Below are 26,900 nucleotides of genomic sequence, written 5' to 3'. Positions count from 1 at the left end.
CCCGCACGGGACCGTGCGGCCGTCCGCGCGCCGGCCGCTCGCGTGCCGTCCGGCCGCGCTCGCCCGGGTGCGGGCCGCCCGCGTCCGCCCGGGAGCAAGGCCGCCCGCGTCCGCCCGGGAGCAGGCCGCCCGGGAGCCGTCCGGAGCGCCGGGCCCCGTACGGACCCGGCAGCCGTCCGGATGCCGGTCGCCCGCACACGTCCGGGAGGACTCCATGCCGCACCCGTCCACGACCGGCCCCGTCCACCGCCTGGTGCCCGCGCCGGCCGGCCGGATCCACCTCGTCGAGCAGGGGAGCGGCCCCCTGGTCCTGCTCGTCCACGGCTTCCCCGAGTCCTGGTACTCCTGGCGCCACCAGCTCCCCGCCCTGGCCGCCGCCGGATTCCGCGCCGCCGCGCTCGACGTCCGCGGCTACGGGCGCTCCTCCCGGCCCGAGGCGGTCGACGCGTACCGGATGACGGAGCTGGTGGCGGACAACGTCGCCGTGGTGGAGGCCCTGGGCGAGCGGTCCGCGGTGATCGTCGGACACGACTGGGGCGCGCCGATCGCCGCCACCTCCGCGCTGCTGCGGCCCGACGTGTTCCGCGCCGTGGGCCTGCTCAGCGTGCCGTACACCCCGCCCGGCGGACCGAAGCCCAGCGAGGCGTTCGCGGCGATGGGCGGCCCGTCCGCCGGGCAGGAGTTCTACGTCTCGTACTTCCAGGAGCCCGGCCGCGCCGAGGCGGAGATCGAGCCCGACGTCCGCGGCTGGCTCGCCGGCCTCTACGCCGCCCTGTCGGCCGACACCATGCCCCCGTCCGGCGCCCCCGACCCGCACTTCGTCACCGCCGGCGGCAGGATGCGCGACCGGTTCCCCGCCGGGCGGCTGCCCTCCTGGCTCACCGAGGAGGACCTCGACGTCTACGCCGGGGAGTTCGAACGCACCGGACTGACCGGCGCCCTCAACCGCTACCGGAACATGGACCGCGACTGGGCCGACCTGGCCGCCCACCACGGCGCCGCCCTCACCCAGCCGTCCCTCTTCGTCGGCGGCGCCCTGGACGCCTCCACCACCTGGCTGTCCGGCGCGATCGAGGCGTACCCCGACACGCTGCCCGGCCTGTCCGCCGCGCACCTCCTCGACGGCTGCGGCCACTGGGTCCAGCAGGAGCGCCCCGAGGAGACCAACCGGATCCTGACCGACTGGCTGGCCGCCCTGCCCGTGTGAACCCACGGGCCCCTCGAACATCCGCCCGTCACCGGATAGCCTCCGGCCATGGCGCATGGACAGGCGAATGGTCAGTGGTACCCGCCGGAGTGGCCCGACCGCATCCGCGCGCTCGCGGCGGGCAGCCTCACCCCGGTCACCCCCAGACGCGCGGCCACCGTCATGCTGCTCAGGGACACCGGCGCCGGCCCCGTCGTGCACATGCTGCGCCGCCGCGCCTCCATGGCCTTCGCCGGGGGCGCGTACGCCTATCCGGGCGGCGGCGTCGATCCGCGTGACGACGACCGGGACATCGGCTGGGCGGGCCCCACGCGCGCGTGGTGGGCGGACCGGCTCGGCGTCGACGCGGCCGCGGCCCAGGCCATCGTCTGCGCCGCCGTACGGGAGACGTACGAGGAGGCGGGCGTCCTCCTGGCCGGTCCCACCGCCGGCTCCGTCGTCGGCGACACCACGGGCCCGGACTGGGAGGCCGACCGGGCGGCCCTGGTCGCCCGCGACCTGTCCTTCGCGGAGTTCCTCCAGCGGCGCGGCCTGGTCCTGCGCTCGGACCTGCTCGGCGCCTGGGCGCGCTGGATCACCCCCGAGTTCGAGGCCCGCCGCTACGACACGTGGTTCTTCGTGGCGGCGCTCCCGCGCGGGCAGCGCACCCGCAACGCCTCCACGGAGGCGGACCGGACGGTGTGGATCACTCCGGCCGGCGCGGCGGCCGGGTACGACAAGGGCGAGCTGCTGATGATGCCGCCGACCATCGCGACCCTGCGCGAGCTGTCGGCGTACGGTTCGGCGGCCGAGGCGCTCGCCGCGGCGCCCGGCCGTGACCTGACGCCCGTCCTGGCCCGGGCCCGCCTGGCCGACGGCGAGATCGTGCTCTCCTGGCCGGGCCACGACGAGTTCACCCGGCGCGTCCGGCCCGCCCCGGCCGCCGGGCACACCACCGAGCAGAACCCGACGACCACCGAGACCGGGGGAGCCCCCGCATGACGGACACGACCGCCCTGCCCGGCCGGCCCCGCGGCGGGGCCCTCTCGGGACCCGCCACCGCACGGGCCGTGAACGTCCTCGCGCCCAACCCCTCGGCGATGACCCTGGACGGCACGAACACCTGGATCCTCTCCGAGCCGGACTCCGGCCTGGCCGTCGTCGTCGACCCCGGCCCGCTCGACGAGGGCCACCTGCGCCACGTCGTCGCCACGGCCGAGCAGGCGGGCAAGCGCGTCGCCCTGACCCTGCTGACCCACGGCCACCCGGACCACGCCGAGGGCGCCGCCCGCTTCGCCGAGCTGACCGGCACGCGCGTACGTGCCCTCGACCCGGCGCTGCGGCTGGGCGACGAGGGCCTGGCCGCCGGGGACGTGATCACCGTCGGCGGCCTGGAGCTGAGGGTCGTACCGACCCCCGGCCACACCGCGGACTCCCTCTCCTTCCACCTGCCGGCCGACCGGGCCGTCCTGACCGGCGACACGGTCCTGGGGCGCGGTACGACGGTCGTGGCGCACCCCGACGGGCGCCTGGGCGACTACCTGGACTCCCTGCGGCGCCTGAGGTCCCTCACGGTCGACGACGGGGTGCACACGGTGCTGCCCGGCCACGGACCCGTCCTGGAGGACGCCCAGGGGGCCGTCGAGTACTACCTCGCCCACCGCGCGCACCGCCTCGCCCAGGTGGAGACGGCCGTCGAGGACGGCTACCTGACCCCGGCCGAGGTCGTCGCCCACGTGTACGCGGACGTGGACCGCTCCCTGTGGCCGGCGGCGGAGCTGTCGGTGCGGGCGCAGCTGGAGTACCTGGAGGAGCACGGGCTCATCTAGCCCGGACGGGGGAAACGCGCGAGGTCCCGCCTCCCGGAAGGGGGGGACGGGACCTCGACGGCACGGGTGACCGCGCGGACGTACGGACATACGGCCGTGCGGGCGTACGGACATACGGGCCGGACATACGGCCGTACGGGTGGCGCGGTGCGTCAGCGCGAGCGCTTGGCGAGGCGCTCCACGTCCAGCAGGATCACCGCGCGGGCCTCCAGGCGCAGCCAGCCGCGCTGGGCGAAGTCCGCCAGGGCCTTGTTGACCGTCTCGCGGGAGGCGCCGACCAGCTGGGCCAGCTCCTCCTGCGTCAGGTCGTGCACGACGTGGATGCCCTCCTCGGACTGCACGCCGAAGCGGCGGGAGAGGTCCAGCAGGGCGCGGGCGACCCGGCCGGGGACGTCGGAGAAGACCAGGTCGGACATGGCGTCGTTGGTCTTGCGCAGGCGGCGGGCGACGGCGCGCAGGAGGGCCGCGGCCACCTCGGGGCGGGCGTTCAGCCAGGGCTGGAGGTCGCCGTGGCCCAGGCCCAGCAGCTTGACCTCGGTCAGCGCGGTGGCGGTCGCCGTGCGCGGGCCCGGGTCGAACAGCGACAGTTCGCCGATCAGCTCGCCGGGGCCGACGACGGCCAGCATGTTCTCGCGGCCGTCGGGGGACGTGCGGTGGAGCTTGACCTTGCCTTCCGTGACCACGTACAGGCGATCTCCGGGGTCGCCCTCGTGGAACAGCGAGTCACCGCGGGCGAGGGTCACCTCACTCATGGAGGCGCGGAGCTCCGCGGCCTGCTCGTCGTCGAGCGCCGCGAAGAGCGGATTGCGCCGCAGAACGTCGTCCACGAGTTCTCTCCTTGTCGACCTGCTCAGGGGATCTTGCTCCCCCGGGTACCAGGGGACCGTGGTGCCCATTTTGCCGGACGGTCCAAACAGTGTGATCTGTCACAAGGATGCCGCACACGTGTCCCGGGGTACGCGGCAGGGGTCCGATTGGACGCCGATCGGGCGCCGATCTCCAGGGTCCGGGACGGATGTCCGCGCCGGGCCGTAGGCTGGCCGGGTGTCCAAATCGCCGGTGAGAGCGCAGGCCGAGGGGGCTGAACGGGTGGTTGCACCTCGTGATTCCGCCATGGGCGAACAGAGCCCGGATGGTGGCAGGAATGCGGCGAAACCCGCACAGCGGGCGGCCGGGAAGAAGACCGCCGCCGACGGCGAAGGCGCCGCCCCGGTGAGAACGGCCGCCGCGAAGCCGCCGCGGAACGAGTCGCGCACCGCGCTGGTGCGCCGCGCCCGCCGGATCAACCGCGAGCTCGCCGAGGTCTACCCCTACGCCCACCCCGAGCTGGACTTCGACAACCCCTTCCAGCTGCTGGTCGCCACGGTCCTGTCCGCCCAGACCACCGACCTGCGGGTCAACCAGACCACCCCGGCCCTGTTCGCCGAGTACCCCACCCCCGAGGACCTGGCCGCCGCCGACCCGGAGCAGGTCGAGGAGATCCTGCGGCCCTGCGGGTTCTTCCGGGCGAAGACCCGGTCGGTCATCGGGCTGTCGAAGGTGCTGGCGGAGGAGTTCGGCGGCGAGGTCCCCGGGCGGCTGGAGGACCTGGTCAAGCTGCCCGGCGTCGGCCGCAAGACCGCCTTCGTCGTCCTCGGCAACGCCTTCGGCAGGCCCGGCATCACCGTGGACACGCACTTCCAGCGGCTGGTGCGCCGCTGGAAGTGGACCGACGAGACCGACCCGGACAAGATCGAGGCGGCCGTCGGCGCGCTCTTCCCCAAGAGCGACTGGACGGACCTGTCGCACCACGTGATCTGGCACGGCCGCCGCATCTGCCACGCTCGCAAGCCCGCCTGCGGCGCCTGCCCCATCGCCCCGCTCTGCCCGGCGTACGGCGAGGGCGAGACGGACCCGGAGAAGGCGAAGAAGCTGCTCAAGTACGAGAAGGGCGGCTTCCCCGGCCAGCGCCTGAGGCCCCCGCAGTCCTATCTGGACGCGGGCGGCAGGCCGGCGCCGCCGCTGGGGGCCGGGTGACGGAACGATCTCCTCGGTACCGGGCGTTGAGCAGGGCAGGACGACGGGGGTGGCGATGACACGCGCGAGCCGGACACCGGATGTGACGCTCAGCACGGAGGGCCTGCCGGGCTGGCTGGACCCGGTGGTGCGGGCCGTGGAGACGGTCCAGCCCCGGCAGCTCAGCCGCTTCCTGCCGCCCGAGGACGGCGCCGGGCGGCAGTCCGCCGTGCTGATCCTGTTCGGCGAGGGCGAGCGCGGCCCTCAGCTGCTGCTGATGGAGCGGGCGAGCTCGCTGCGCTCGCACGCCGGGCAGCCGTCCTTCCCCGGCGGCGCCCTCGACCCCGAGGACGGCGACCCGGAGGGGGACGGCCCGCTGCGGGCCGCCCTGCGGGAGGCCGAGGAGGAGACCGGGCTCGACCCGTCCGGGGTGCAGCTCTTCGGCGTGCTGCCACGGCTCTACATCCCGGTCAGCGGCTTCGTCGTCACCCCGGTGCTGGCCTGGTGGCGCGAGCCCAGCCCGGTCGGTGTCGTCGATCCCCGCGAGACGGCACGGGTCTTCACGGTCCCCGTGGCGGATCTCACGGACCCCGCGCACCGCGCCACCGCGGTCCACCCCTCCGGCCACCGCGGCCCGGCCTTCCTGGTCGAATCGGCCCTGGTGTGGGGGTTCACGGCCGGGATCATCGACCGGCTGCTGCACTTCGCGGGCTGGGAGCGGCCCTGGGACCGGGACAGGCAGGTCCCGCTCGACTGGCGGTCGTGACAGGGTGGCCCCCGTGCTGTGTGTCCCGGGGACGCCGTGTCCCGCTGCCGCCGCGCGGCGGACAGGCCCCCGGCCGGACCGATGTGAGCGGAAGACGACGAGGCGAGGCCTGAAGCGGTGAACGTGCTGGACATCCTGTTGCTGGTCGCCGCCGTCTGGTTCGCGGTCGTCGGCTATCGCCAGGGATTCGTCGTCGGCATCCTGTCGGTGACCGGCTTCCTGGGCGGCGGCCTCGCCGCGGTCTACGTGCTGCCCGTCCTCTGGGACGCCCTCACCGAGGACGCGGAGGTGAGCACCGCCGCCGCCGTCGTCGCGGTCGTCGTCGTGATCGTCTGCGCGTCCGTGGGCCAGGCCCTGACCACCCACCTCGGCAACAAACTGCGCCGGTACATCACCTGGTCCCCGGCCCGCGCCCTGGACGCCACCGGCGGCGCCCTCGTCAACGTCGTCGCGATGCTGCTGGTGGCCTGGCTGATCGGCTCCTCCCTCGCCCAGACCACGCTGCCCACGGTGGGCCGGGAGGTCCGCGGCTCCAAGGTGCTGCTGGGGGTGTCGGAGGCGCTGCCCGCACAGGCCGACACCTGGTTCAGGGACTTCACCTCGGTCCTCGCGCAGAACGGCTTCCCGCAGGTCTTCAGCCCGTTCTCGAACGAGCCGATCAAGGAGGTCCGGCCGCCCGACCCCGCGCTCGCGAACAGCGCCGTCGCCGCCCGCGCCCAGCGCTCCATCGTCAAGGTCACGGGCACCGCCACCGGCTGCGGCAAGGTCCTGGAGGGCACCGGCTTCGTCTTCGCCGAGCGCCGGGTGATGACCAACGCCCACGTCGTCGGCGGCGTCGACGAGCCCGTCGTCCAGATAGGCGGCGAGGGCCGCGCGTACGACGCGACGGTCGTCCTGTACGACTGGCGGCGCGACATCGCCGTCCTCGACGTGCCGGACCTGAAGGCGCCCGCCCTGCGGTTCACGGACGAGGACGCGGACAGCGGCGACGGCGCGATCGTGGCCGGCTTCCCGGAGAACGGGGCGTACGACGTGCGCGCCGCGCGCGTGCGCGGCCGCATCACCGCCAACGGCCCCGACATCTACCGCCGCGGCACCGTCCACCGTGACGTGTACTCGCTGTACGCGACCGTCCGCCAGGGCAACTCCGGCGGCCCGCTGCTCACCACCGACGGCGAGGTCTACGGCGTGGTCTTCGCCAAGTCCCTCGACGACGCCGAGACCGGGTACGCGCTCACCGTGGACGAGATCCGGCAGGACATCGAGCAGGGCCGGGCCGCGAACCGGCAGGTGGACAGCGACAGCTGCGCGCTGTAGCGCGCGAGCCGGGCGCCCCTTCTGTCCGGGGCTCTCAGCCGCGGGGGTGACGCAGGCGTACCGAGACCCAGCGGGCCCGGCGGCGCAGGATGCGCGGAATGCCCACCCGCGGGTCCGCCTCCGCCGTGTGCGAGGCGCCGCCTCGCTGGTGGGTGCTCACACCGCCCGTGGAGCGGCGGTCGCGTGCTGCGTCACTGTAGTCGTGCGTCCAGCCCATACCCGGACCTGTGCCCCCGCCCCAAGGTCTATAACCGCTCGCCGGCCCTCCAATTGGCCTATGCGTCGGGCAAGTGGCCGTTCATCGGACAAGCGTTCCCGTGTGGATGCCGGGTGCGCTCGTTCGGTCACCGGTCGGGTTCGGGATCCTTCAGCCAATTGATCAGTTCGGAGGAGAAGGCGGCCGGGTCCTCTTCGTGCGGGAAGTGTCCGAGGCCGTCGAACAGCCGCCACCGGTACGGCGCTTCGACGTACTCGGCGGATCCGGCGGCACTGCGCGCCCGCACCACGGGGTCGAGCGAGCCGTGCAGGTGCAGGGTGGGCACGCGCAGGGGCCGCTTCATCCGGCGGTTGAACTGGATGCCGTCCGGGCGGGCCAGCGACCGCACCATCCACCGGTAGGGCTCGATGGAGCAGTGCGCCGTGGACGGGATGCACATGGCGCGGCGGTAGACCTCCACGGCCTCCTCGTCCACGCCGCGCGGCCCCGCCCAGTCCCGGATCAGCCGGCCCACCAGCGCGCCGTCGTCGGCGGTCAGCTGCCGCTCCGGGATCCAGGGGCGCTGGAAGCCCCAGATGTGGGAGCCGGCCCGGGTCTGCCGCAGGTCGGCGAGCATCGCCGAGCGCCAGCGGCGCGGGTGCGGCATGGAGGCCACCGCCAGCCGCCGCACCAGCTTGGGCCGCATCGCCGCGGCCGTCCACGCCAGGTAGCCGCCCAGGTCGTGGCCGACCAGCGCGGCGTCCGGCTCGCCCAGGGAGCGGACCACGCCGGTGATGTCCAGGGCGAGGCCCGCGGGGTCGTAGCCGCGCGGGGTGCGGTCGCTGCCGCCGACGCCGCGCAGGTCCATGGCGACCGCGCGGAAGCCCGCGTCGGCGAGCGCCACGAGCTGGTGCCGCCAGGCCCACCAGAACTGCGGGAAGCCGTGCAGCAGCAGGACCAGCGGTCCGTCGCCCAGCTCGGCGATGTGGAAGCGGGCGCCGTTGGCGGCGACGTCCCGGTGGGTCACCTCGCGCCCGCCGGGGACGCCGAGGTGGACGACCGAGGCGGGTTGCGCCGAGGGGGAGTGCCCCGGAGGAGCCGGAGGACCCGGAGGAAGGGAGGAGCCCGTCATGAGGACGAGCGTGCCACAGCCTCGACGGCCTCGGGGCCCCGGTCCTGCGGCAGCTCCGGCCGCGGGTGCGGCTTGGCCTTCTGCAGCACGCCCGCGGTCTGCTTCACCGAGGCGGCGACCTTCTGCGGCCCGCGGCCCTTCTTGGCCTTCTTCGCGAAGACCACGCCGATCAGCGCGAGGACCACGGCGACCAGCACGTTCGCCGCGAACGACAGCAGGAAGCAGATCGCCAGGTTCCAGTGGCTCCAGGTGCGGATGCCGTACGCGAGGGCGAAGTTCAGCATCGGCAGCGAGAACACCAGCAGCACGCCCGCCAGCGTGAACGCCCCGCCGCTGGTCGCGCCGCGCTTGACGTCCTGCTTGAGCTGCGCCTTCGCCAGCGCGATCTCGTCGTGCACCAGCGCCGACAATTCCGTGGTCGCCGAGGCGAACAGCTGGCCGATGCTGCGTTCGGTGCCGACCGGGCTGCCGTCGGGTGCGCTCATCGCGGTCTCCCTCTTGTGCCTGCGGTTCCGTGGCTGCCGTCTTGATCCTGACTGCGTACGGTCCCGTCTTTTGTACCGTCTCGTCAGATCATGCCGGACCGTCGTCCTCCTCGCCTGCCCCGCCCGGTACTTCGGCAAGCCCGTGCCGCTCGGCGGTCTTCTCCTGGGCGATCCGGCGGTGCTCGGCGGCCTTGCGGTCGTAGATGGCCGCCATGCGCAGGTGGTAGGCCGGGTCGTCCTCCTCGTAGATGTCCGGGATGCCGCTGAGGTCCTCGTCGCGCTCCTCGGCCTCGGTCAGCCTGCGGTACTTGGTGTTCCGTATCCGCAGCAGCACCATGGCCAGGCACGCCGCGATCAGGGAGCCGGTCAGGACGGCGGCCTTGACCTCGTCGGTCAGCGCCGCGTCGCCCTCGAAGGCGAGCTCGCCGATCAGCAGGGAGACGGTGAAGCCGATCCCGGCCAGGGTCGCCACCGCGAAGACGTCGGCCCAGGCGAGCTCGTCGCTGAGCGAGGCCCGGGTGAAACGCGCCGTCAGCCAGGTGCCGCCGAAGATGCCGAGCGTCTTGCCGACGACGAGCCCGAGGACGACACCGAGGGTCTCCGGCCGGGTGAACACGTCGGCGAGCGCCCCACCGGAGACGGACACCCCCGCGCTGAACAGCGCGAACAGCGGCACGGCCAGGCCCGCCGACAGGGGCCGCACGAGGTGCTCGATGTGCTCGCCCGGGGAGTGCTCCTCACCGTCGCGGCGGTGGCAGCGCAGCATCAGGCCCATCGCCACGCCGGCGATGGTGGCGTGGACGCCGCTGTTGTACATCAGCCCCCAGATCACGAGCGCCAGCGGGACGTACACGTACCAGCCCCGTACGCCCTTGCGCAGCAGCAGCCAGAAGACGGCGAGGCCCACGGCGGCGCCGCCGAGCGCGGCGAAGTTCAGCGAGTCCGTGAAGAAGACCGCGATGATCAGGATGGCGAACAGGTCGTCGACGACGGCCAGGGTGAGCAGGAAGGCCCGCAGGGCGCTCGGCAGCGAGGTGCCGATGACGGCGAGGACGGCCAGCGCGAAGGCGATGTCGGTGGCGGTGGGCACCGCCCAGCCCGCCAGGGAGCCGCCCTGGGCGAGGTTGGTGAGGGTGTAGACGAGCGCCGGCGCGGCCATGCCGCACAGCGCGGCCACCACCGGCAGGGCGGCGGCCTTCGGGTCCTTGAGGTCACCGGCGACGAGTTCGCGCTTGAGCTCGATCCCGGCGACGAAGAAGAAGACCGCGAGCAGTCCGTCGGCGGCCCAGTGGGCGACCGACAGGTGCAGGCCGAGGGCCTCGGGGCCGAAGTGGAAGTGGCTGACGCTCTCGTAGCTGCCGTGCAGCGCGGGTATGTTCGCCCACGCCAGGGCGGCTATGGCGGCGGTCAGCAGCAGCACACCGCCGACGGTCTCGGTGCGCAGCGCGTCCGCGACGAAGGTCCGCTCCGGCAGCGAGAGGCGGTCGAAGAGCTTGCGGGGGGTGCGGGGCGCGGACACGGGGACCTCCGGTCGGTGGGCAGCACGGAACACGTGCCGACCAGACTTCCCGGCGCACCATGAGGATCTTGATGTGTCTCTTACGTGTTCCTTAGCTTACCTAATGTGCGATGAGCGGACTGGATGATGTTCATATCGAGGGCGTCGCACGAAAGGGGCACCCGGCGCTGTGGACGCCGGGTGCCCCTTTCCGGATCGATCAGTCCGCGATCGCCTCGATCGTTCAGTCCTCGCTCGGTGCCTGCGGCAGCTTGGCCTGGATGAGGTCCATGACCGTGGAGTCGGTGAGCGTGGTGACGTCCCCGAGCTGCCGGTTCTCCGCCACGTCCCGCAGCAGACGGCGCATGATCTTGCCGGAGCGGGTCTTCGGCAGTTCGGCCACCGGCAGGATCCGCTGGGGCTTGGCGATCGGGCCGAGCGTGGCGCCGACGTGGTTCCGCAGCTCCGCGACGAGGTCCTCGCTCTCCGCCGCCGTACCGCGCAGGATCACGAACGCCACGATCGCCTGGCCGGTCGTCTCGTCCGCCGCGCCGACCACGGCCGCCTCGGCGACCGACGGGTGGGACACCAGCGCGGACTCGACCTCGGTGGTGGAGATGTTGTGGCCGGACACGAGCATCACGTCGTCGACGCGCCCGAGCAGCCAGATGTCCCCGTCGTCGTCCTTCTTGGCGCCGTCTCCGGCGAAGTACCTGCCCTCGAAGCGCGACCAGTACGTGTCGAGGAACCGCTGGTCGTCGCCCCAGATGGTGCGCAGCATCGACGGCCACGGCTCGGTGAGCACCAGGTAGCCACCGCCGCCGTCCGGCACCTCGTTGCCCTCGTCGTCGACGACGGTGGCCGAGATGCCGGGCAGCGGACGCTGCGCGGAGCCCGGCTTGGCCTCCGTCACGCCCGGCAGCGGCGAGATCATCATGGCGCCGGTCTCGGTCTGCCACCAGGTGTCGACGACCGGGGTGCGGTCCGCGCCGATGTGCTTGCGGTACCAGACCCACGCCTCGGGGTTGATCGGTTCGCCCACCGACCCCAGCACCCGCAGGCTGCTCAGGTCGAACTTCGCGGGGATGTCGTCGCCCCACTTCATGAACGTGCGGATCGCGGTCGGGGCGGTGTAGAGGATCGTCACCCCGTACTTCTGCACGATCTCCCAGAAGCGGCCCTGGTGCGGGGTGTCGGGCGTGCCCTCGTACATGACCTGCGTCGCGCCGTTGGCCAGCGGGCCGTAGACGATGTACGAGTGGCCGGTGACCCAGCCGACGTCGGCGGTGCACCAGTACACGTCGGTCTCCGGCTTGAGGTCGAAGACCGCCCAGTGGGTGTACGACGCCTGGGTCAGGTAGCCGCCGGAGGTGTGCAGGATGCCCTTCGGCTTCCCGGTCGTACCGGAGGTGTAGAGGATGAACAGCGGGTGCTCGGCCTCGAACGCCTCCGGCGTGTGCTCGGTGGACTGCCGGCCGACGGTCTCGTGCCACCACAGGTCGCGGGAGTCGTTCCAGGCGACGTCCTGGCCGGTGCGGCGGACCACGAGCACGTGCTCGACGTTTCCGGCCCGCTCGACGGCCTCGTCCACGGCGGGCTTGAGCGCGGAGGGCTTGCCGCGCCGGTAGCCGCCGTCGGCGGTGATGACGACCCGGGCGTCGGCGTCCTGGATGCGGGTGGCGAGGGCGTCGGAGGAGAAGCCGCCGAAGACCACCGAGTGGGCGGCGCCGATCCGGGCGCACGCCAGCATCGCGATCGCCGTCTCCGGGATCATCGGCATGTAGACGGCGACCCGGTCGCCCTTGCGCACGCCGAGCTCCAGCAGGGCGTTGGCGGCCCGGGAGACCTCGTCCTTGAGCTGGGCGTAGGTGATCGCGCGGCTGTCGCCGGGCTCGCCCTCGAAGTGGATGGCGACGCGGTCGCCGTGGCCGGCCTCCACGTGCCGGTCCACGCAGTTGTACGCCACGTTGAGCGTGCCGTCCTTGAACCACTTGGCGAACGGCGGGTTCGACCAGTCGAGGGTCTCGGTCGGCTCCTTGGCCCAGCTCAGCCGGCGGGCCTGCTCGGCCCAGAAGCCGAGCCTGTCAGCCTTGGCCTGTTCGTACGCCTCCGCCGTGACGTTGGCGTTGGCGGCCAGGTCGGCGGGGGGCGTGAACCTGCGGTTCTCACGTAGCAGGTTGGCCAGGCTTTCGTTGCTCACGACATCTCCCGTTCTCAGGATGTGCGCTGTGTCCCAGGCCACAGCTCATCAGACACGAGGGGGCGGTGACAAGGGCCGACGGCGAATTGGTTTAGACCTGTGGGCGGCTATCGGCTATCGGCTATCGGCTATCGGCTATCGGCTGTGGGGGTGTGGGCTGTCGGTCCTGCCGTCCGCGGTCATCCCTACCCACGGATGCACGGATGCCGGGCGGCAGGGGTTCACGGCGGGCGGCTGCCGACGCACCGGCGGGCGAGGCCCCCGGCACGCCGGTGCGCGGCCCGCGCCGAGGCGGACCGCGCACCGGTCTTCCCGTCCGGGGCCGTACGGGGTCAGGCGGGCAGCTCGGCCTCCCGTACGAGAGCGAACACCCCGTCACCCTCTTCCTTGGCGAGCAGGTACGCCTGGGCTTCGCCCACGTGGAAGTACATGCCCTGCAGCTCCAGTTCGCCGGCCCGCAAGGCGCGGGCCACCGAGTCGTGGGCGCGCAGGTGGTCCAATTGCTGGACCACGTTGGTCAGGCAGAGCTGCTCGACCGCGTCGGCGGGCTCGCGGCCGGCCAGCCGGACCGGGGAGCCGCCGGTGCCGGCCATGCGCTCCAGACTCGGCCGTCCGTGCCGCAGCCACCGCTTGAGCGGCGTTTGCGCTCCCCCCGGCTCGGAGCCGAGCAGTGCCTGCATCGCCCCGCATCCGGAGTGTCCGCACACGGTGATGGACCGCACCTTGAGCACGTCCACCGCGTACTCGATCGCGGCGGCCACCGAGTCGTCGCCGCTCTCCTCGCCGGGCAGCGGCACGAGGTTGCCCACGTTGCGCACCACGAACAGGTCGCCGGGGCCGCTGGACGTGATCATCGAGGTGACCAGCCGTGAGTCGGCGCAGGTGAGGAAGAGCTGCGAGGGCCGCTGCCCCTCGCGGGCCAGCCGGGCCAGCTCGTCGCGCACCAGCGGGGCGGTGTTGCGCTGGAACGCGCTGATGCCCCGCGCCAGTTCGTTCCCGGCCGGCTCGCCGGCCGGGCCCTCGGCACCGCCGGACTCGGGTGCGCTCTGCGGGCGTTCGTCGCACTGGTGGTTGCGCCAGGGCGTCCAGGGGCTGCAACGGCAGTCGCCCGATGCGGCGGGCTCGGAGATGCGCGTGCCGGGGCGGCGGCCGGTGATGTCGACGGTGCCGCCCTGCGCGGTGTGCGTCTTCTGCCAGTCCTGCAGGGTCTCGTACGCCGCGTGGTCCATGAACGACCCGTCCAGCTCGACGACGGCGTCGGTGCCCTGCGGCACGAGGTGCAGGGTGCGGCTGAGCCGTGGCACCGCGAGGAACGTCAACTGGCCTCGTACGCGTACGTGGTGGACTCCCTCCCTCTCCTCGTGCGTGATGCGGGTACGGGTCAGGCGGTGCAGGGCGACGGCGACGGCGACGGCGATCCCGAGGGCGACGCCCCCCAGGACGTTGAAGCCGATGACGCCGAGGGTGGTGACGACGTACACCAGCACCTCGCGGTGGCGGGTCACCGTGCGGATGTGGTTCAGGGACACCATCTGGATGCCGACGGACATGACCAGGGCGGCGAGCGAGGCGAGCGGGATGAGCTCCAGGGCCGGTGCCGTCAGCAGCGCGGCGATCACCACGAGACCGCCGTGCAGCATCGTGGAGTTCCGGCTGACGGCACCGGAGTTCACGTTCGCGGTGCTGCGCACGGCCACGCCCGCGATGGGCAGTCCGCCGAGCGCGCCGGAGGCGATGTTGGCGGCGCCCTGCCCGAGCAGCTCCCGGTCCAGGTCGGACCGCGCGACGCGGCCGGACAGGTCCGGCCGGGCGGCGACCAGCTTGTCCACGGCGACCGCGCCGAGCAGCGACTGCACGCTGCACACGAGCGTGATGGTCAGGACGGCGGCGGCCAGGCCCAGCATCGGGCCGTCGGGCAGCGCGGCCAGGGCGTGGTTGCTCCAGGACGGCAGGTCGACCTTGGGCAGCCGGAGCCCGGCGAGCGCCGCGACCGCGGTGGACCCGGCGACGGCGACGAGCGCGGCCGGGGCCTTGCGCAGGATCTTCCCGGTCCGGCCGGGCAGCCGCGGCCACAGCGCCAGCAGGGCCAGGGTCAGCGCGCTGACGGACACCGAGGCCGGATGCAGGTCGGCCAGCTGGCCCGGCAGGGCGCGCAGGTTGTCCGGCACCGAGCTCTGCGGGGTGCCGCCGAGGACGATGTGCAGCTGGGCCATGGCGATGGTGACGCCGATGCCGGCGAGCATGCCGTGCACGATGGCGGGGCTGACGGCGAGCGCGGTGCGCGCCACGCGCAGGCAGCCCAGGCCCAGCTGGGCGATGCCGGCGAACACGGTGATGGCGCAGGTCGCACGCCATCCGTACTGCTGGATGAGGTCGGCGGTGACCACCGTGAGGCCGGCGGCGGGGCCGCTGACCTGGAGCGGGCAGCCGCCGAGCCATCCGACGACGATCCCGCCCACCGCGGCGGCGACGAGGCCGGCCTGGAGGGGGGCGCCGGTGGCGAGGGCGATACCCAGGGACAGGGGCAGGGCGATCAGGAAGACCGCGATCGAGGCCGACACGTCGGCCCCCGCGATGCGGAAGCGGCGGGGCCGGTGCGGCGGGCTGTGGGGCTGGTGAACGCGCTTGCTCCGAGCCGATTCGTCGGCGCGGGTGGGGACGCAGGCTGACATGTTTCCCGTCTCCTCCGGGGCTACGCGGTCGCGGTACGGGGGGCTCCCCGCCTCCGGGGCGGGGGTGCGCGGCCGTGGGTCACGGCGTCAAGCGGCGGGATGAGGCAACGCTCAGTAAATGGATCGTAATGCTGAGTAAAGGGGAGGCATAGCTTTTCCATGCAAATGGCCTAATGACCCACTCTGACGAGTGAAAAGCGCATCTGATCGGCTTGTCGTATTAATTCCTTCTCTTCCCCGTGCGACCTTGACCGCGCCGACGGCACCGCCCGGCACGGCACTGCCCAGCGCTGCGCCGCCCGGCACGGCACTGCCCAGCGCTGCGCCGCCCGGCACGGCACCGCCTGGCACGGGGCTCTGCCCGGCGCGGTACTGCCCGGCGCGGCACCGTCCGGCGCTGCCCCATCGCACTGCCCCATCGCACTGCCCCATCGGCGTTGGCCCCGAGAGAAGGAAGAAGGTGGGCGGAACATGGCCGCCACCCACAGAGTCACTGCGGGAGCCGTGGTCGCCGCGGTCTGCGCCGCGTCACTCGCCGGCTGCGGAACCGGCACCGACACCTCCCGGGAGGGGGCGCACGGCCCGGACAAGGCGAAACCGGCCCCCGCCCCCGAGAACGCGGTCCGGCTGATCGGCGACGGCTCCACCGCCTACACCGGGACGCAGCCGCACCTGCCCCGGCCCGAACGTCTCAAGGCCGGCCAGAGACCGCCCCAGTTCGTGGTGTTCTCCTGGGACGGCGCGGGGGAGGACAGCCAGCGGCTGTTCTCCCACTTCCGCAAGGTGGCCAGGGACAACGACGCGACGATGACGTACTTCCTCAGCGGCGTGTACCTGCTGCCGGAGGACAAGCGCGACCTGTACCGGCCGCCGCAGCACCCCCCGGGCCGCTCCGACATCGGCTTCAACGACGCCCGGGGCATCGCCGACACCGTGGAACAGCTGCGCCTGGCGTGGCTGGAGGGCAACGAGATCGGCACCCACTTCAACGGCCACTTCTGCGGCGGCAGCGGCGGGGTCGGCGACTGGTCGGTCGCGGACTGGAAGGACGAGATCACCCAGGCCAAGCGGTTCGTGAAGACCTGGAAGACCAACGCCTCGATGGCGACGGCGGCCCCGCTGCCCTTCGACTACGACAAGGAGCTGATCGGCGCCCGCACCCCCTGCCTGGAGGGCCGGAAGAACTTCCTGAAGGCCGCCCGCGACCTGGGCTTCCGGTACGACAGCAGCGGCGTCAACAACCAGGTCTGGCCGGAGAAGAAGCAGGGCCTGTGGGACCTGTCGATGCAGCTCGTGCCCTTCCCCGGGCACACCTTCGAGCAGCTCACCATGGACTACAACTTCATGGTCAACCAGTCGGGCACCACCACGCAGGGCGACCCGTCCCAGCACAAGCGGTGGGGCGACCAGATGCGCGACGGTCTCCTCCAGGGCTTCTACCGGGCCTACCACGGCAACCGCGCGCCGCTGATCATCGGCAACCACTTCGAGTCCTGGAACGGCGGCACGTACATGCGCGCCGTAGAGGAGGTCGTGAAGCACGTGTGCACCAAGGACGAGGTGCGCTGCGTCTCCTTCCGGCAACTGGTGGACTGGCTGGACGCCCAGGACCCGGAGACCCTGCGCAAGCTGCGCACCCTGAAGGTGGGCGAGGCCCCGAAGGAGGGCTGGGCGTCCTTCCTGTCCGCCGGGCCCGCCCCGGCGCCGAGGGGCGTGCCCGGGGCGCCGGCCGTCAGGCCGTAGCCGCCGCCACGACCCCCTCGCCGAGGACGAACCCGGGGTCGACCTGCGCCTCCAGGTCGGCCCCCGTGCGCTCGTTGCCCCAGGAACGGGCGTTCTTCAGGTGGAAGTGCACCATCTGGCGGGTGTAGCGCTCCCAGTCCCGCAGCCCGTACGTCGCGTCGGCGGCCTCGTGCAGGGTGCGCAGCGCCCGGCGGTTGGCGTCCTCCAGGGTCTCGAACCGGGGCGGCCGGCCCTTCTCCAGGGCGCGCACCCAGTCCGAGTGCCCGACCGTCACGAGCAGGTCGTCCCCGACCTCGGCGCGCAGGAAGTCGAGGTCGTCCGGGCCGTGCACCTTGTTGCCGACGACCTTCAGGGCGACGCCGTAGTCGGCGGCGTACTCCTTGTACTGGCGGTAGACGGACACCCCCCTGCGGGTCGGTTCGGCGACGAGGAACGTGAGGTCGAAGCGGGTGAACATGCCGGAGGCGAACGAGTCCGAGCCCGCCGTCATGTCGACCACGACGTACTCGTCGCGGCCGTCGACCAGGTGGTTGAGGCACAGCTCGACCGCTCCGGTCTTGGAGTGGTAGCAGGCGACTCCGAGGTCGTCGTCCGTGAAGGGGCCGGTGACCATCAGACGGACGGCGTTCCCCTCCAGTTCCACCGGCCGGGCGCAGGCGTCGTACACCGGGTTGTCCTCGCACACCCGCAGCAGCCGCGAGCCCTCCCCGGGCGGCGTCGTCTTGATCATCGTCTCGGCGGAGGCGATACGGGGGTTGGTGCCGCGCAGGTAGTCCTTGATCAGTGGCAGGTGCTCGCCCATCGCGGGCAGCCGGGCCGCCTCGGCGTCGTCGAGGCCGAGGGCGGTCCCCAGGTGCTGGTTGATGTCGGCGTCGATCGCGACGACGGGTGCGCCGGTGGCGGCGAGGTGGCGGATGAACAGGGAGGACAGCGTCGTCTTGCCGCTGCCGCCCTTCCCGACGAAAGCAATTTTCATGTTCACCAACGGTAGCGGCGTGATGGCGGTGCGTCGCGCACGGACGTGAGGAAGACCACTCCTTCGTGGGGTGGGGCGCCGGTGTGCGTAGGGTCGTACCCATGAGTACGACAGGCGCGTCCGCCGGTCCTCCTCCCGGCTCTCGAACGGGCTCGGACAGGGAGGACCCCCTTGCGGCCCTGGGCTCGCTGCCCGGCGTGGCCGATTCCGTGGAGTCCGTGCGCAAGGCCGTGGACCGGGTCTACGGGCACCGGATCATGCGGCGCCGCAGCAACGAGATCACCTCCGAGGCGGCGCTGCGCGGCGCCCGGGGCTCGGCGGCGCTGTCCGGCGCGGACTGGGCCCTGGAGGAGGTGCGCCGGCGGACCGACTTCAGCGGCGACGCCGAGGCGCGCGCCATGGGGGCCGCCCTCAGGCTGACCGCCGAGGCGGGGCAGCTGCTGTCCATCTGGCGGCAGTCGCCTCTGCGCGTGCTGGCCCGCCTGCACCTGGTGGCCGCGGCGCACGGGGCCGAGCAGGTCGGGCGCCCGCGCCAAGCGGGCGAGACGGCCGACGAACCGCTGCTGGACGGCCTGCCGCTGCCGAGCCCGGCCGAGGTCTCCGCCCGCCTGGACGGCCTGTCCGAGCTGATCATCGCCGGTGGTGCGGCGCCCGCGCTGGTGACGGCCGCCGTCGTGCACGGTGAACTCCTCGCGCTGCGCCCGTTCGTCTCCCACAACGGTCTGGTCGCGCGCGCGGCCGAACGCATCGTCCTGGTCGGCAGCGGTCTCGACCCCAAGTCGGTCTGCCCGGCCGAGGCGGGCCACGCCGAACTGGGCCGGACGGCCTATCGCGCGGCGTTCGACGGTTACCTCTCCGGCACCCCCGAGGGCATGGCCGCCTGGATCGCGCACTGCGGCAAGGCGGTGGAGCTGGGGGCGCGCGAGTCGACGGCGGTGTGCGAGGCTCTGCAGCGCGGAGCTGCGTAACGCATCACACATAACGCACCACGCATCACACATAACGCACCACGCATAACGCTTCACGCATCACACATAACGCTTCACGCTTCACGGGGAACCCGAGGCGCGGAACCCGAGGCGCGGAAGGGTGAACGCTGAAGGCGTAAACGGGAAAAGGCCCCCGGAGGGGCCTCGCAGGGTTGCGGCGGTACGAGTACTCGTACCGCCGCTGGCATGATCACCGGGTTACCAGGCGTCCTCGATATGTCGCCCATCAGGTCGGGTACTTTGCCCGTCACCTGGTGCGGCTGGCCCGTAATCGACGGGTCGACGTCGCGTGGGTGCCCGATGGTCATGCTCGGTCCGTGGGGCCAATTGCGTTTCTTAAGGCGATCCTCTCGGATGTCCTTGGTCTCGCGGGCCGTTGAGTCCTTTGTACTCCAGGACCGGTACAAGCGGAAGTCCTGGCCATATTTTTTACTTTTACCTTCAAATGGGCATAAACGGTCCTGTCCGGCGCGGGCGGCGAGGCGGGCGGGTGCCGTGCGGGTCAGGCCGCCGTGGCCCGGCGCCGGGACGCGTACCAGACCAGGCCCGCGGTGGCCGCCGCGGCGCCTATCGCGGCCGCCGCCACGAGCGCCGGACGCGGCGGCACGGAGAGCCCGGGGATGCGCTGCTTGAGCCGGACCGGCCGGTGGAAGTCGAGGATCGGCCACTCGCGCGCGAGGGCCTCGCGGCGCAGCGCGCGGTCCGGGTTCACGGCGTGCGGGTGGCCGACCGACTCCAGCATCGGCAGGTCGGTCGCCGAGTCGCTGTAGGCGTAGCAGCGGGAGAGGTCGTACCCCTCGGATGCGGCCAGTTCCTTGATCGCCTCCGCCTTGGTCGGGCCGTAGGCGTAGTACTCCACCTCCCCGGTGAAGCAGCCGTCGTCGCCCACGACCATGCGGGTGGCCACCACCCGGTCCGCCCCGAGCAGCTCGCCGATCGGCTCGACCACCTCGGCTCCCGACGTGGAGACGATGACGACGTCGCGGCCCGCGGTGTGGTGCTCCTCGATCAGGGAGGCGGCCTCGTCGTAGATGATCGGGTCGATCAGGTCGTGCAGCGTCTCGGCGACGAGCTCCTTGACCTGCTGGACGTTCCAGCCACGGCACAGCGCGGACAGGTACTCGCGCATGCGCTCCATCTGGTCGTGGTCGGCGCCGCCCGCCAGGAAGACGAACTGGGCGTACGCGGTGCGCAGGACGGCCCTGCGGTTGATCAGCCCGCCTTGGTAGAACGACTTGCTGAACGTGAGTGTGCTGGACTTCGCAATGACCGTCTTGTCCAGATCGAAGAAGGCCGCCGTGCGGGGCAAGGAGTGGTTTTCCACGAGCTTGAGCATAGGCGCAGCCCATTCGGCGTAAGGTGGGGCGCGTGGGTTTGCCTGAGAGGGCTCTCGGGTACACCATGGAAGTCACGGATCGTTCGCGACCGTGCTAACCCGGTCCGACTCCTCCCCCCCCGAGTCGGCCGTGGAGACGACCCCCGCTCTCCCCCCCGGCGGGGGTCGTCGCATGTCCGGGTGGGTTTTTCCCCTCCAGTCGGGGTCCGGGCGCCGAGGTGCGGTGCCTGCGGACGCCTCTCGATGTCACCCCTGACCGTTCACTGTGTGTAGTCGTCGGGCTGCTCTGTGAAAGCCGGACAGGGGGGCGATGAAGGGTCACTGGTATGGGTGACGGTGATATTCACAACCGTCGAGTTGTCCACAGTTATCGACCAAGATCCACATGATTTCCCGGATCCCTGCACGGTGATTCCGACGCGCCACGGCCGTGCCGAGTTCCCGGCCGGTTCCGTTTGCCCGGCGCGTCCGGCCGGTTTCCGCCGGCTGTTCATGCCGTTCACAGGGAGACCGCTCGCCGGTTCTCCACACCTGAGCGCATCGCGGAGCCGCAGGGCTGCGCGAGCGGCGCAGCGAAGGGGGATGCGACCGTGGCCGGAACCGTCACACACGGCCCGCCGACCACCGCCGGAGGGCGGGGCGGCGGACCGTTGATCGTCACCGAGGACACCGAACTCCTCGACGACCTGCTGCGCCTGTGCGCGGCCGCCGGCGCCACACCCGAGGTGCACCACTCGGTACCCCGGCGCCGGGACGGCTGGGAGGCGGCACCGCTCGTCCTGGTGGGCGACGACGCCGCGCGGCGCGTGCGCGGGGTGGCGCGCAGACGCGGTGTGGTGCTGGTCGGCCGGGACCCGGACGACCCCGGGGTCTGGCGGCGGGCCGTCGAGATCGGCGCCGACCACGTGCTGGTGCTGCCCGACGGCGAACAGTGGCTGGTCGACCGCATCGCCGACGTCGCCGAGGGCGTCGGACGGCCCGCCCTCACCGTCGGCGTCATCGGCGGCCGGGGCGGCGCCGGGGCCTCCACCCTGGCCTGCGCGCTCGCCGTCACCGCCGCGCGGGAGGGGCTGCGCACCCTCCTGGTGGACGCCGACCCGCTGGGCGGCGGCCTCGACGTCCTGCTCGGCGGGGAGGCGGCCGGCGGACTGCGGTGGCCGGCGTTCGCCGCCTCGCACGGGCGGGTCGGCGGCGGCGCCCTGGAGGAGTCCCTGCCCGAGCTGCACTCGCTGCGGGTGCTCAGCTGGGACCGCGGCGACTGCGTCGCCGTGCCGCCGCAGGCCGTACGGGCGGTGCTCGCCGCGGCCCGGCGCCGGGGCGGCACGGTCGTCGTCGACCTGCCGCGCCGGGTCGACGACGGGGTGGCCGAGGTGCTTGCCCAGCTCGACCTCGGGCTCCTGGTGGTCCCGGCGGAGCTGCGCGCGATCGCGGCGGCCGGGCGGGTGGCCTCCGCCGTCGGCATGGTCGTGCGCGACCTGCGGGTCGCGGTGCGCGGGCCGTACGCGCCCGGCCTCGACGACCGGGAGGTGGCCCGCCTGCTCGCTCTGCCGCTGGCCGGCGAGGTCCCCGTGGAGTCCGGCCTGCTCCGCGCGACCGCGGCCACGGGCGGACAGCCTCCCGGCGGCACCGGGCGCGGCCCGCTGGCGCGGTTCTGCCGGGAGTTCTGGGAGCGGGTGCGGGTGGAGGCGGGGGCGGTATGAGGAGGGTGGGGGTGGCTGGAGGGCTGGGTGCGTTCGGAGGTCCTGGGGTGGCTGGAGGGCTGGGTGCGTCCGGAGGTCCTGGGGTGGCTGGAGGGCTGGGTGCGTCCGGAGGTCCTGGGGTGGCTGGAGGGCTGGGTGCGTTCGGAGGTCCTGGGGTGGTCGGAGGGCCAGGTGCGTCCGGAGTACCGGGGGTGTCCGGAGTGCTGAGGGTGTCGGGAAGGCCGGAGGTGCTGGGGCGGCCGGGGGTGTTCGACAAGGCCTCGGGGCCGTTGGAGGCGGTGGGGGCCGGGATGCCTCCGGGGTTGCTGGACGGCGTGCGGCAGTGGCTCGCCGAGCGCGGGGCGGAGCCGACGCCCGCACGGGTCGCGCAGGCGCTGCGGGAACAGGGGCGGGTGCTCGGCGACGCCGAGGTGCTCAGGGCCGCCGAGCGGTTGCGGTCCGAGCTGGTCGGGAGCGGGCCGCTGGAGCCGCTGCTGGCCGATCCCTCGGTGACCGACGTCCTGGTGTCCGCCCCGGACCGGGTCTGGGTGGACCGGGGCGGCGGACTGGAACTGACGTCCGTGTCCTTCTCGGACGCCGGGGCGGTACGGCGGCTCGCGCAGCGCCTCGCCGCGGTGGCCGGACGCCGCCTGGACGACGCCCGGCCGTGGGTGGACGCCAGACTGCCCGACGGGACCCGGCTGCACGCCGTGCTGCCCCCGGTCGCCGTCGGCTGCGCCTGCCTGTCGCTGCGGGTCGTCCGCCCCCGCGCGTTCACCCTCGGCGAGCTGGTGGCGGCGGGCACCGTGCCGCCGGGCGGCGACCGGGTGCTGCGGGCGCTCGTACGGGCCCGGCTGTCCTTCCTCGTCAGCGGCGGGACGGGCAGCGGCAAGACGACGCTGCTGAGCGCGTTGCTGGGGCTGGTGGGGCCCGGGGAGCGGATCGTGCTCGCCGAGGACTCGGCGGAGCTGCGCCCGGACCACCCGCACGTCGTCCGGCTGGAGACCCGGCCCGCCAACCAGGAGGGCGCGGGCCTGGTGACGCTGGAGGACCTGGTGCGGCAGGCACTGCGGATGCGCCCGGACCGGCTGGTCGTCGGCGAGGTGCGCGGCGCCGAGGTGGTCCACCTGCTCGCCGCGCTGAACACCGGTCACGAGGGCGGCTGCGGGACCGTGCACGCCAACGCCGCCGGGGACGTACCGGCCCGGCTGGAGGCGCTCGGTACGGCCGCGGGGCTCGACCGGGCCGCGCTGCACAGCCAGGTGGCGGCGGCCCTGTCGGTGGTGCTGCACCTGGTGCGGGACCGGTCCGGACGGCGCCGTGTCGCCGAGGTGCACGTGCTGGAACGGGACGCGTCGGGACTGGTGCGGACGGTGCCGGCGCTGCGGTGGGGCGCGGAGGCGTTCGCGTACGAGCGGGGGTGGACGCGGCTGCGGGGGTTGCTCCGGGGCGGAGGGTCCCGGGGCGGTGACGACGGGTGCGGGCGCGCGGACGGTGATGACGCGTGTCCCGCGCGGGAGTGCGCGGGGAGGTGCACGGATGACCGGGACGACCGGGATGACCGGGATGACTGAGGCGCAGACGGGTGCGGCCGTGGCGTGCCTGGGGGCGGCGGTGTGGCTGGCCGGCGGATGGCACGCCGGGAACCGGAGGGCGCGGCTGCTGCTCGCGGGCGGCGCGGTGGTCGGGAGCGGGCCACCGGTGGCCCACCGGGTGACGGCCGGACTGCGGCGGCTGCGCGGGCGGCTGCGGGGCGAGTGGTGGGCGGCGGTGGCCGGGCTGGTGCTGGCGGTGCTGGGAGCCTCGGTGCTGCCGTTCGCCGCGGGGGCGGCCGGCGTGCCGGTGCTGCGAAGGGTGCGGCTGGCCGCGCGGGCGCGGCGCGCGCGGGAGCGCCGGGCGGACGCGGTGATCGCGCTGTGCGGGGCGATCGCCGGGGAGGTGCGGGCCGGGCGGCAGCCGGGCGAGGCCCTGGTGTACGCGGCGCGCGACGGCGAGGGACTCGGGGACGGGCAGGCGGCGGTGCTGGCGGCGGCCCGGTTCGGGGGAGACGTACCGGGCGCGCTCGCGAGGGCGGCGCGGGAACCGGGCGCCGCAGGGCTGCTGGGCCTGGCCGCCTGCTGGCGGGTGGCCGTCGACCGGGGTGCCGGACTCGCGGCCGGGCTCGACCGGCTGGAGGGGGCGCTGCGCGCCGAGCGGGACCAGCGCGCCGACCTGCGCGCCCAGGTGGCGGGCGCCCGTGCCACGGCGGTGATGCTCGCCGGGCTCCCGGCGCTGGGCCTGCTCCTGGGCACCGCGCTCGGTGCCGACCCGCTGCGCGTGCTGCTGCACACCGGAGCGGGGCTGGGCTGCCTGCTCGCCGGTGCCGTGCTGGAGGGCCTGGGGATGTGGTGGGCGATGCGGATCGTGCGGGGAGCGGAGGAGACGGCGTGAACGGGGATGTCGTCCACAGGCTGGGGGCGGCCCCGGGGGTGGTGCTGGTGCTCGCGTGGACGGTACGGCGGGCGGTGGCCGTCCGGCGCGAGCGCGGGGTACGGCGGCGGATCGCGGGACTGCTGCCCGGGGAACCGCCGTGTGCCGCCCGGCACATCGACGTGCCGGGCGCCGCGCGCAGAGGGCTGCCGCCGATCGCTGCGGCCGGGGCCGCGTGGCTCGTGATCGGGGGCGTGGCCGGGGCTGCGGCGGGGGCGGCCGTCGCGGCCGTGCTGTGGCACTGGTGGACGCGCCGGTCGGCCGCCGCGGCGACCGCGCGGGCCGCCGGCACCGCGGAGGCGGCCCGGCAACTGCCCCTGGCGGCCGAGCTGCTCGCGGCGTGCATCGCGGCGGGGGCCGGCCCGGTCGTCGCGGCCCGGGCCGTGGGCGAGGCGCTGGGCGGACCGGTCGGGGACGCGCTGGCGCACGGCGCGGCGGAGGTGCGGCTCGGGGGCGAACCGGGGGAGGCCTGGCGGCGGCTCGCCGCGCTCCCGGGCGCCGGCCCCCTGGCCCGGCTGCTGGAACGGGCCGGCGTGTCCGGGCTTCCCGCGGCCGGACCGGTGGGACGGCTCGCCGCGGACGCCCGCGCCGACCGGGCGCGCGCCGCGACGGCCCGGGCCCGGCGGGCCGCCGTCCTGGTCACCGCTCCGGTGGGGCTGTGCTTCCTGCCCGCGTTCATCGCGGTCGGCGTCCTGCCGGTGGTCGTCGGGCTCGCGGGCGGGGCGCTGGGAGGGGGTGGTGCGTGAGCGGAACGGAAGGGATACGGCGCCGTCCGGAACAGCCGGGCAAGCGGAGTAAGTGATCGGGAACGCAACTCCTCACGGGGGTCGGGATGTATCAGGTCGTACGGGCGCGGATGCGCGCCCTGGTGTGCCGGGCGCGCGGGGCGCGACGGGACGCGGGGATGGTCACTTCGGAGTACGCGATGGGGACCGTCCTTATCTAGGGTTGTCAAGTGAAGATGCAGGTGGATGAACTAGAAGCCGTTCTGGCAAGTTAGGCAAGTTTCCGCAGCCCGTTTACTCGGAGCGTGGGCGGTGACTCTGATCGGCGGTACACGTTGCCTGTGGCATGCCACAGTCTGTATCCAGCCTCAGCAAGGCCAGCGCTGCCCCGGCCGGCAAGAGAAGGCGACCCTGCCGCGCCGCCGGTCCCCGTCACCGTCAGCCTCTACGTCGACGTCGCGGTCAAGCAGCTGGCCGCCGGCGGCTTCCCCGTCACCCGACGAACTACTCGCCCGGCTCTCTCCGCTCCAGTACGACCACATCAACTTCCTCGGCCGCTAAGCCTTCACCCGGCCGCCGGCGCCGGGCCTACGCCCGCTACGCGCCCCCCACACAGAGGAGGAGATGCCTGAGGGTGAGGGGGGAGTGGACCCCTAGAGTTGAAGAGGTCGGTCGAAGCCAGTTGCGTTGGCTTCGACCGACCTCGTTTGTATCTGGCTGTCCTCCTAGAAGATCTTTTCGACCCACCAGCCGAGCCCGGCAACCGCTGCGGCTCCGCAGGCGTACGCCGCTCCGCGCACGGCGTGGAAGAGGGCAGTCCTGGCCAGATGCCGGAGGGTCTGAGGCGACTTCTTCATGGTGTGCTCCTCAACTGGTTGATGGCGAGCGACCAGCATCAGCGGCTGAACCCCTGGTAAGGACAAGGCCGGTTGAACGGAGCTGAGATCAGCAGGAAGTCACCAAGCTTGTGGCCGAGGTGGGCTCACGTGAGAACATCGTTGGACGCCGTTGAACGGGAGCGAACGGAGGCAGACAGTGGGGCGTGCCGGCCGTCTAAGCAAGCCTGACATTCCACACAGGATGCACAGGGCGCTGAACGACGCTCTGCATGAACTCCATCTGGTAGCCAAGGGCCCCTCGCTATCACGGATGGCGGAGGACCTGCGGAAGAAGAAGGTGCCTGGGGTCTCGCGGACTACGATCTACAACGCGTTCTCAAGCCAGCGACTACCGATGGCCGGTGTAGTGGATGCGGTTGTCGTCTACCTAGCCGATCAGGTGCGGCACGTGACACCGGAGCAGGTCGATGCGGTATCCATCCGCTTCGACAACCTTTGGTACTTAGCCGAAGCTGAGGCCCGCTCCCACGCCACCTCTACCTCCTCTCCTCCCCGCTCTGAGGACACTGGGACGGCAGGGGCGGGTGTTCTGAGCGTGCCCGCGCTTGCTGCGCCCCGACAGCGTCTCGTTCTGGAGCCGGTTAGGCTCCGCTCGCGCCTCGACGAACTGCGCAAAGCCTTTGGCGACTTGGAGGTCAGCGAGGCAGTGATCGCTGGTGTGGCCGAAGCGATCTCGGCGCTGCCGGGCACCCGCACCGTGGCTGCCTCTGCACTGCCTTCACCCGAGGCAATCGGTCGTCAGCGTGCAATCCAGGCCACCCTCCAGAACAAGAACGATGCCCTGAATAGGACCGGAAGCAGTTACTGA

General features: G+C 73.1%; 24 protein-coding genes and 1 pseudogene. 15 read left to right on the top strand and 10 right to left on the bottom strand.

Translation table 11 applies throughout. From position 1 onward, the window contains the following. Positions 1 to 214 precede the first annotated feature (214 nt). From ABZ340_RS04270 to ABZ340_RS04260, 3 genes are read left to right on the top strand one after another with little or no spacing between them, the layout of a single operon-like run. A complete protein-coding gene (locus tag ABZ340_RS04270) occupies positions 215 to 1,207 on the top strand; it encodes an alpha/beta hydrolase (RefSeq protein WP_358780202.1) in 993 nt (330 codons plus the stop codon). A 48-nt stretch (positions 1,208 to 1,255) separates the two neighbouring features. Next, positions 1,256 to 2,188: an NUDIX hydrolase gene (locus ABZ340_RS04265; protein WP_358780201.1), complete on the top strand. Its 933-nt coding sequence runs from the start codon at positions 1,256 to 1,258 to the stop codon at positions 2,186 to 2,188. Next, positions 2,185 to 3,015, top strand: coding sequence for an MBL fold metallo-hydrolase (locus ABZ340_RS04260; protein ID WP_358780200.1), 831 nt, complete (start codon positions 2,185 to 2,187; stop codon positions 3,013 to 3,015). Before ABZ340_RS04265 ends, ABZ340_RS04260 begins: the two co-directional genes overlap by 4 nt. A 152-nt stretch (positions 3,016 to 3,167) precedes the next feature. Here ABZ340_RS04260 and ABZ340_RS04255 read toward each other — a convergent pair whose 3' ends face one another. Continuing rightward, positions 3,168 to 3,842 (bottom strand): Crp/Fnr family transcriptional regulator, encoded by a 675-nt coding sequence (locus tag ABZ340_RS04255; RefSeq protein ID WP_029382547.1) that lies wholly within the window; start codon positions 3,840 to 3,842, stop codon positions 3,168 to 3,170. Positions 3,843 to 4,128: 286 nt separating this feature from the next. On the opposite strand from ABZ340_RS04255, the gene nth reads away from it, so the two are divergent. The 3 genes from nth (at position 4,129) to ABZ340_RS04240 (ending at position 7,093) form a co-directional block, all read left to right on the top strand. Beyond that, complete coding sequence (nth, locus tag ABZ340_RS04250; RefSeq protein ID WP_358780199.1) at positions 4,129 to 5,031, top strand: endonuclease III; 903 nt, start codon at positions 4,129 to 4,131, stop codon at positions 5,029 to 5,031. Between the two features lie 55 nt (positions 5,032 to 5,086). Then, entirely contained in the window at positions 5,087 to 5,776 is a 690-nt protein-coding gene (locus ABZ340_RS04245) for a CoA pyrophosphatase (protein WP_358780198.1), read from the top strand. 117 nt (positions 5,777 to 5,893) lie between these two features. Then, complete coding sequence (locus ABZ340_RS04240) at positions 5,894 to 7,093, top strand: MarP family serine protease (RefSeq protein WP_358780197.1); 1,200 nt, start codon at positions 5,894 to 5,896, stop codon at positions 7,091 to 7,093. A 34-nt stretch (positions 7,094 to 7,127) separates the two neighbouring features. On the opposite strand, the gene ABZ340_RS04235 is transcribed toward ABZ340_RS04240, so the two are convergent. The 6 genes from ABZ340_RS04235 to ABZ340_RS04210 form a co-directional block, all read right to left on the bottom strand. After that, complete coding sequence (locus tag ABZ340_RS04235; RefSeq protein ID WP_358780196.1) at positions 7,128 to 7,310, bottom strand: hypothetical protein; 183 nt, start codon at positions 7,308 to 7,310, stop codon at positions 7,128 to 7,130. A gap of 127 nt (positions 7,311 to 7,437) precedes the next feature. Further along, the gene (locus ABZ340_RS04230) at positions 7,438 to 8,421 is read right to left on the bottom strand and encodes an alpha/beta hydrolase (protein WP_358780195.1); all 984 of its coding nucleotides are present in this window, start codon (positions 8,419 to 8,421) and stop codon (positions 7,438 to 7,440) included. Beyond that, positions 8,418 to 8,906, bottom strand: a complete 489-nt coding sequence (locus ABZ340_RS04225; protein WP_358780194.1) for a phage holin family protein — start codon at positions 8,904 to 8,906, stop codon at positions 8,418 to 8,420. Before ABZ340_RS04225 ends, ABZ340_RS04230 begins: the two co-directional genes overlap by 4 nt. 88 nt (positions 8,907 to 8,994) lie before the next feature. Further along, the gene (gene nhaA / locus ABZ340_RS04220) at positions 8,995 to 10,425 is read right to left on the bottom strand and encodes a Na+/H+ antiporter NhaA (protein WP_358780193.1); all 1,431 of its coding nucleotides are present in this window, start codon (positions 10,423 to 10,425) and stop codon (positions 8,995 to 8,997) included. A 223-nt stretch (positions 10,426 to 10,648) separates the two neighbouring features. Next, the gene (gene acs / locus ABZ340_RS04215; RefSeq protein WP_358780192.1) at positions 10,649 to 12,604 is read right to left on the bottom strand and encodes an acetate--CoA ligase; all 1,956 of its coding nucleotides are present in this window, start codon (positions 12,602 to 12,604) and stop codon (positions 10,649 to 10,651) included. A 332-nt stretch (positions 12,605 to 12,936) separates the two neighbouring features. Next, complete coding sequence (locus tag ABZ340_RS04210) at positions 12,937 to 15,276, bottom strand: bifunctional SulP family inorganic anion transporter/carbonic anhydrase (RefSeq protein ID WP_358780191.1); 2,340 nt, start codon at positions 15,274 to 15,276, stop codon at positions 12,937 to 12,939. Positions 15,277 to 15,747: 471 nt separating this feature from the next. On the opposite strand from ABZ340_RS04210, the gene ABZ340_RS04205 reads away from it, so the two are divergent. After that, positions 15,748 to 17,019, top strand: a complete 1,272-nt coding sequence (locus ABZ340_RS04205; protein ID WP_358780190.1) for a hypothetical protein — start codon at positions 15,748 to 15,750, stop codon at positions 17,017 to 17,019. Here ABZ340_RS04205 and ABZ340_RS04200 read toward each other — a convergent pair. After that, the gene (locus ABZ340_RS04200) at positions 17,009 to 17,995 is read right to left on the bottom strand and encodes an ATP-binding protein (RefSeq protein ID WP_358780189.1); all 987 of its coding nucleotides are present in this window, start codon (positions 17,993 to 17,995) and stop codon (positions 17,009 to 17,011) included. The genes ABZ340_RS04205 and ABZ340_RS04200 overlap by 11 nt on opposite strands. A gap of 101 nt (positions 17,996 to 18,096) precedes the next feature. Here ABZ340_RS04200 and ABZ340_RS04195 point away from each other — a divergent pair, with 101 nt between their 5' ends. Continuing rightward, entirely contained in the window at positions 18,097 to 18,963 is an 867-nt protein-coding gene (locus tag ABZ340_RS04195; RefSeq protein WP_358780188.1) for an oxidoreductase, read from the top strand. A 523-nt stretch (positions 18,964 to 19,486) separates the two neighbouring features. On the opposite strand, the gene ABZ340_RS04190 is transcribed toward ABZ340_RS04195, so the two are convergent. Further along, positions 19,487 to 20,320, bottom strand: a complete 834-nt coding sequence (locus tag ABZ340_RS04190) for an HAD-IB family hydrolase (protein WP_358780187.1) — start codon at positions 20,318 to 20,320, stop codon at positions 19,487 to 19,489. A gap of 590 nt (positions 20,321 to 20,910) precedes the next feature. On the opposite strand from ABZ340_RS04190, the gene ssd reads away from it, so the two are divergent. From ssd to ABZ340_RS04160, 6 genes and pseudogenes are all read left to right on the top strand, one after another. Continuing rightward, positions 20,911 to 22,020 (top strand): septum site-determining protein Ssd, encoded by a 1,110-nt coding sequence (ssd, locus tag ABZ340_RS04185; protein ID WP_358780186.1) that lies wholly within the window; start codon positions 20,911 to 20,913, stop codon positions 22,018 to 22,020. Positions 22,021 to 22,047: 27 nt separating this feature from the next. Next, on the top strand, positions 22,048 to 22,227 hold the full coding sequence (locus ABZ340_RS04180; RefSeq protein ID WP_358780185.1) for a hypothetical protein: 180 nt from the start codon (positions 22,048 to 22,050) through the stop codon (positions 22,225 to 22,227). Positions 22,228 to 22,310: 83 nt separating this feature from the next. Next, positions 22,311 to 23,573, top strand: coding sequence for a TadA family conjugal transfer-associated ATPase (locus ABZ340_RS04175; RefSeq protein ID WP_358780264.1), 1,263 nt, complete (start codon positions 22,311 to 22,313; stop codon positions 23,571 to 23,573). Further along, on the top strand, positions 23,557 to 24,429 hold the full coding sequence (locus ABZ340_RS04170; protein WP_358780184.1) for a type II secretion system F family protein: 873 nt from the start codon (positions 23,557 to 23,559) through the stop codon (positions 24,427 to 24,429). The genes ABZ340_RS04175 and ABZ340_RS04170 overlap by 17 nt, the downstream gene beginning before the upstream one ends. Further along, positions 24,426 to 25,214: a type II secretion system F family protein gene (locus ABZ340_RS04165; RefSeq protein WP_358780183.1), complete on the top strand. Its 789-nt coding sequence runs from the start codon at positions 24,426 to 24,428 to the stop codon at positions 25,212 to 25,214. Before ABZ340_RS04170 ends, ABZ340_RS04165 begins: the two co-directional genes overlap by 4 nt. A gap of 86 nt (positions 25,215 to 25,300) precedes the next feature. Then, positions 25,301 to 25,405: pseudogene (locus ABZ340_RS04160) on the top strand (DUF4244 domain-containing protein); the annotation flags it as partial. Between the two features lie 513 nt (positions 25,406 to 25,918). Here ABZ340_RS04160 and ABZ340_RS04155 read toward each other — a convergent pair. Then, entirely contained in the window at positions 25,919 to 26,050 is a 132-nt protein-coding gene (locus tag ABZ340_RS04155) for a hypothetical protein (protein WP_358780182.1), read from the bottom strand. 292 nt (positions 26,051 to 26,342) lie between these two features. Here ABZ340_RS04155 and ABZ340_RS04150 point away from each other — a divergent pair, with 292 nt between their 5' ends. Next, positions 26,343 to 26,900: a hypothetical protein gene (locus ABZ340_RS04150; RefSeq protein WP_358780181.1), complete on the top strand. Its 558-nt coding sequence runs from the start codon at positions 26,343 to 26,345 to the stop codon at positions 26,898 to 26,900.

Source organism: Streptomyces sp. NPDC006134 (assembly GCF_040628835.1).
Taxonomy (GTDB): domain Bacteria; phylum Actinomycetota; class Actinomycetes; order Streptomycetales; family Streptomycetaceae; genus Streptomyces.
Note: the sequence above shows the minus strand (reverse complement) of the source record. Positions and strands in the feature narration are given on the sequence as shown.

What these genes read in the sequence shown, in the direction of transcription:
- ABZ340_RS04265 (WP_358780201.1), top strand. Translation starts at nt 1,256, where the DNA reads ATGGCGCATGGACAGGCGAATGGTCAGTGGTACCCGCCGGAGTGGCCC.
- ABZ340_RS04190 (WP_358780187.1), bottom strand. Translation starts at nt 20,320, where the DNA reads ATGCTCAAGCTCGTGGAAAACCACTCCTTGCCCCGCACGGCGGCCTTC.
- ABZ340_RS04225 (WP_358780194.1), bottom strand. Translation starts at nt 8,906, where the DNA reads ATGAGCGCACCCGACGGCAGCCCGGTCGGCACCGAACGCAGCATCGGC.
- ABZ340_RS04260 (WP_358780200.1), top strand. Translation starts at nt 2,185, where the DNA reads ATGACGGACACGACCGCCCTGCCCGGCCGGCCCCGCGGCGGGGCCCTC.
- ABZ340_RS04270 (WP_358780202.1), top strand. Translation starts at nt 215, where the DNA reads ATGCCGCACCCGTCCACGACCGGCCCCGTCCACCGCCTGGTGCCCGCG.
- ABZ340_RS04205 (WP_358780190.1), top strand. Translation starts at nt 15,748, where the DNA reads ATGGCCGCCACCCACAGAGTCACTGCGGGAGCCGTGGTCGCCGCGGTC.
- ABZ340_RS04195 (WP_358780188.1), top strand. Translation starts at nt 18,097, where the DNA reads ATGAGTACGACAGGCGCGTCCGCCGGTCCTCCTCCCGGCTCTCGAACG.
- ABZ340_RS04150 (WP_358780181.1), top strand. Translation starts at nt 26,343, where the DNA reads ATGGCGGAGGACCTGCGGAAGAAGAAGGTGCCTGGGGTCTCGCGGACT.
- nth (WP_358780199.1), top strand. Translation starts at nt 4,129, where the DNA reads ATGGGCGAACAGAGCCCGGATGGTGGCAGGAATGCGGCGAAACCCGCA.
- ABZ340_RS04230 (WP_358780195.1), bottom strand. Translation starts at nt 8,421, where the DNA reads ATGACGGGCTCCTCCCTTCCTCCGGGTCCTCCGGCTCCTCCGGGGCAC.
- ABZ340_RS04245 (WP_358780198.1), top strand. Translation starts at nt 5,087, where the DNA reads ATGACACGCGCGAGCCGGACACCGGATGTGACGCTCAGCACGGAGGGC.
- ABZ340_RS04155 (WP_358780182.1), bottom strand. Translation starts at nt 26,050, where the DNA reads ATGAAGAAGTCGCCTCAGACCCTCCGGCATCTGGCCAGGACTGCCCTC.
- ABZ340_RS04235 (WP_358780196.1), bottom strand. Translation starts at nt 7,310, where the DNA reads ATGGGCTGGACGCACGACTACAGTGACGCAGCACGCGACCGCCGCTCC.
- ABZ340_RS04200 (WP_358780189.1), bottom strand. Translation starts at nt 17,995, where the DNA reads ATGAAAATTGCTTTCGTCGGGAAGGGCGGCAGCGGCAAGACGACGCTG.
- ABZ340_RS04170 (WP_358780184.1), top strand. Translation starts at nt 23,557, where the DNA reads ATGACCGGGATGACTGAGGCGCAGACGGGTGCGGCCGTGGCGTGCCTG.
- ABZ340_RS04175 (WP_358780264.1), top strand. Translation starts at nt 22,311, where the DNA reads ATGCCTCCGGGGTTGCTGGACGGCGTGCGGCAGTGGCTCGCCGAGCGC.
- ABZ340_RS04210 (WP_358780191.1), bottom strand. Translation starts at nt 15,276, where the DNA reads ATGTCAGCCTGCGTCCCCACCCGCGCCGACGAATCGGCTCGGAGCAAG.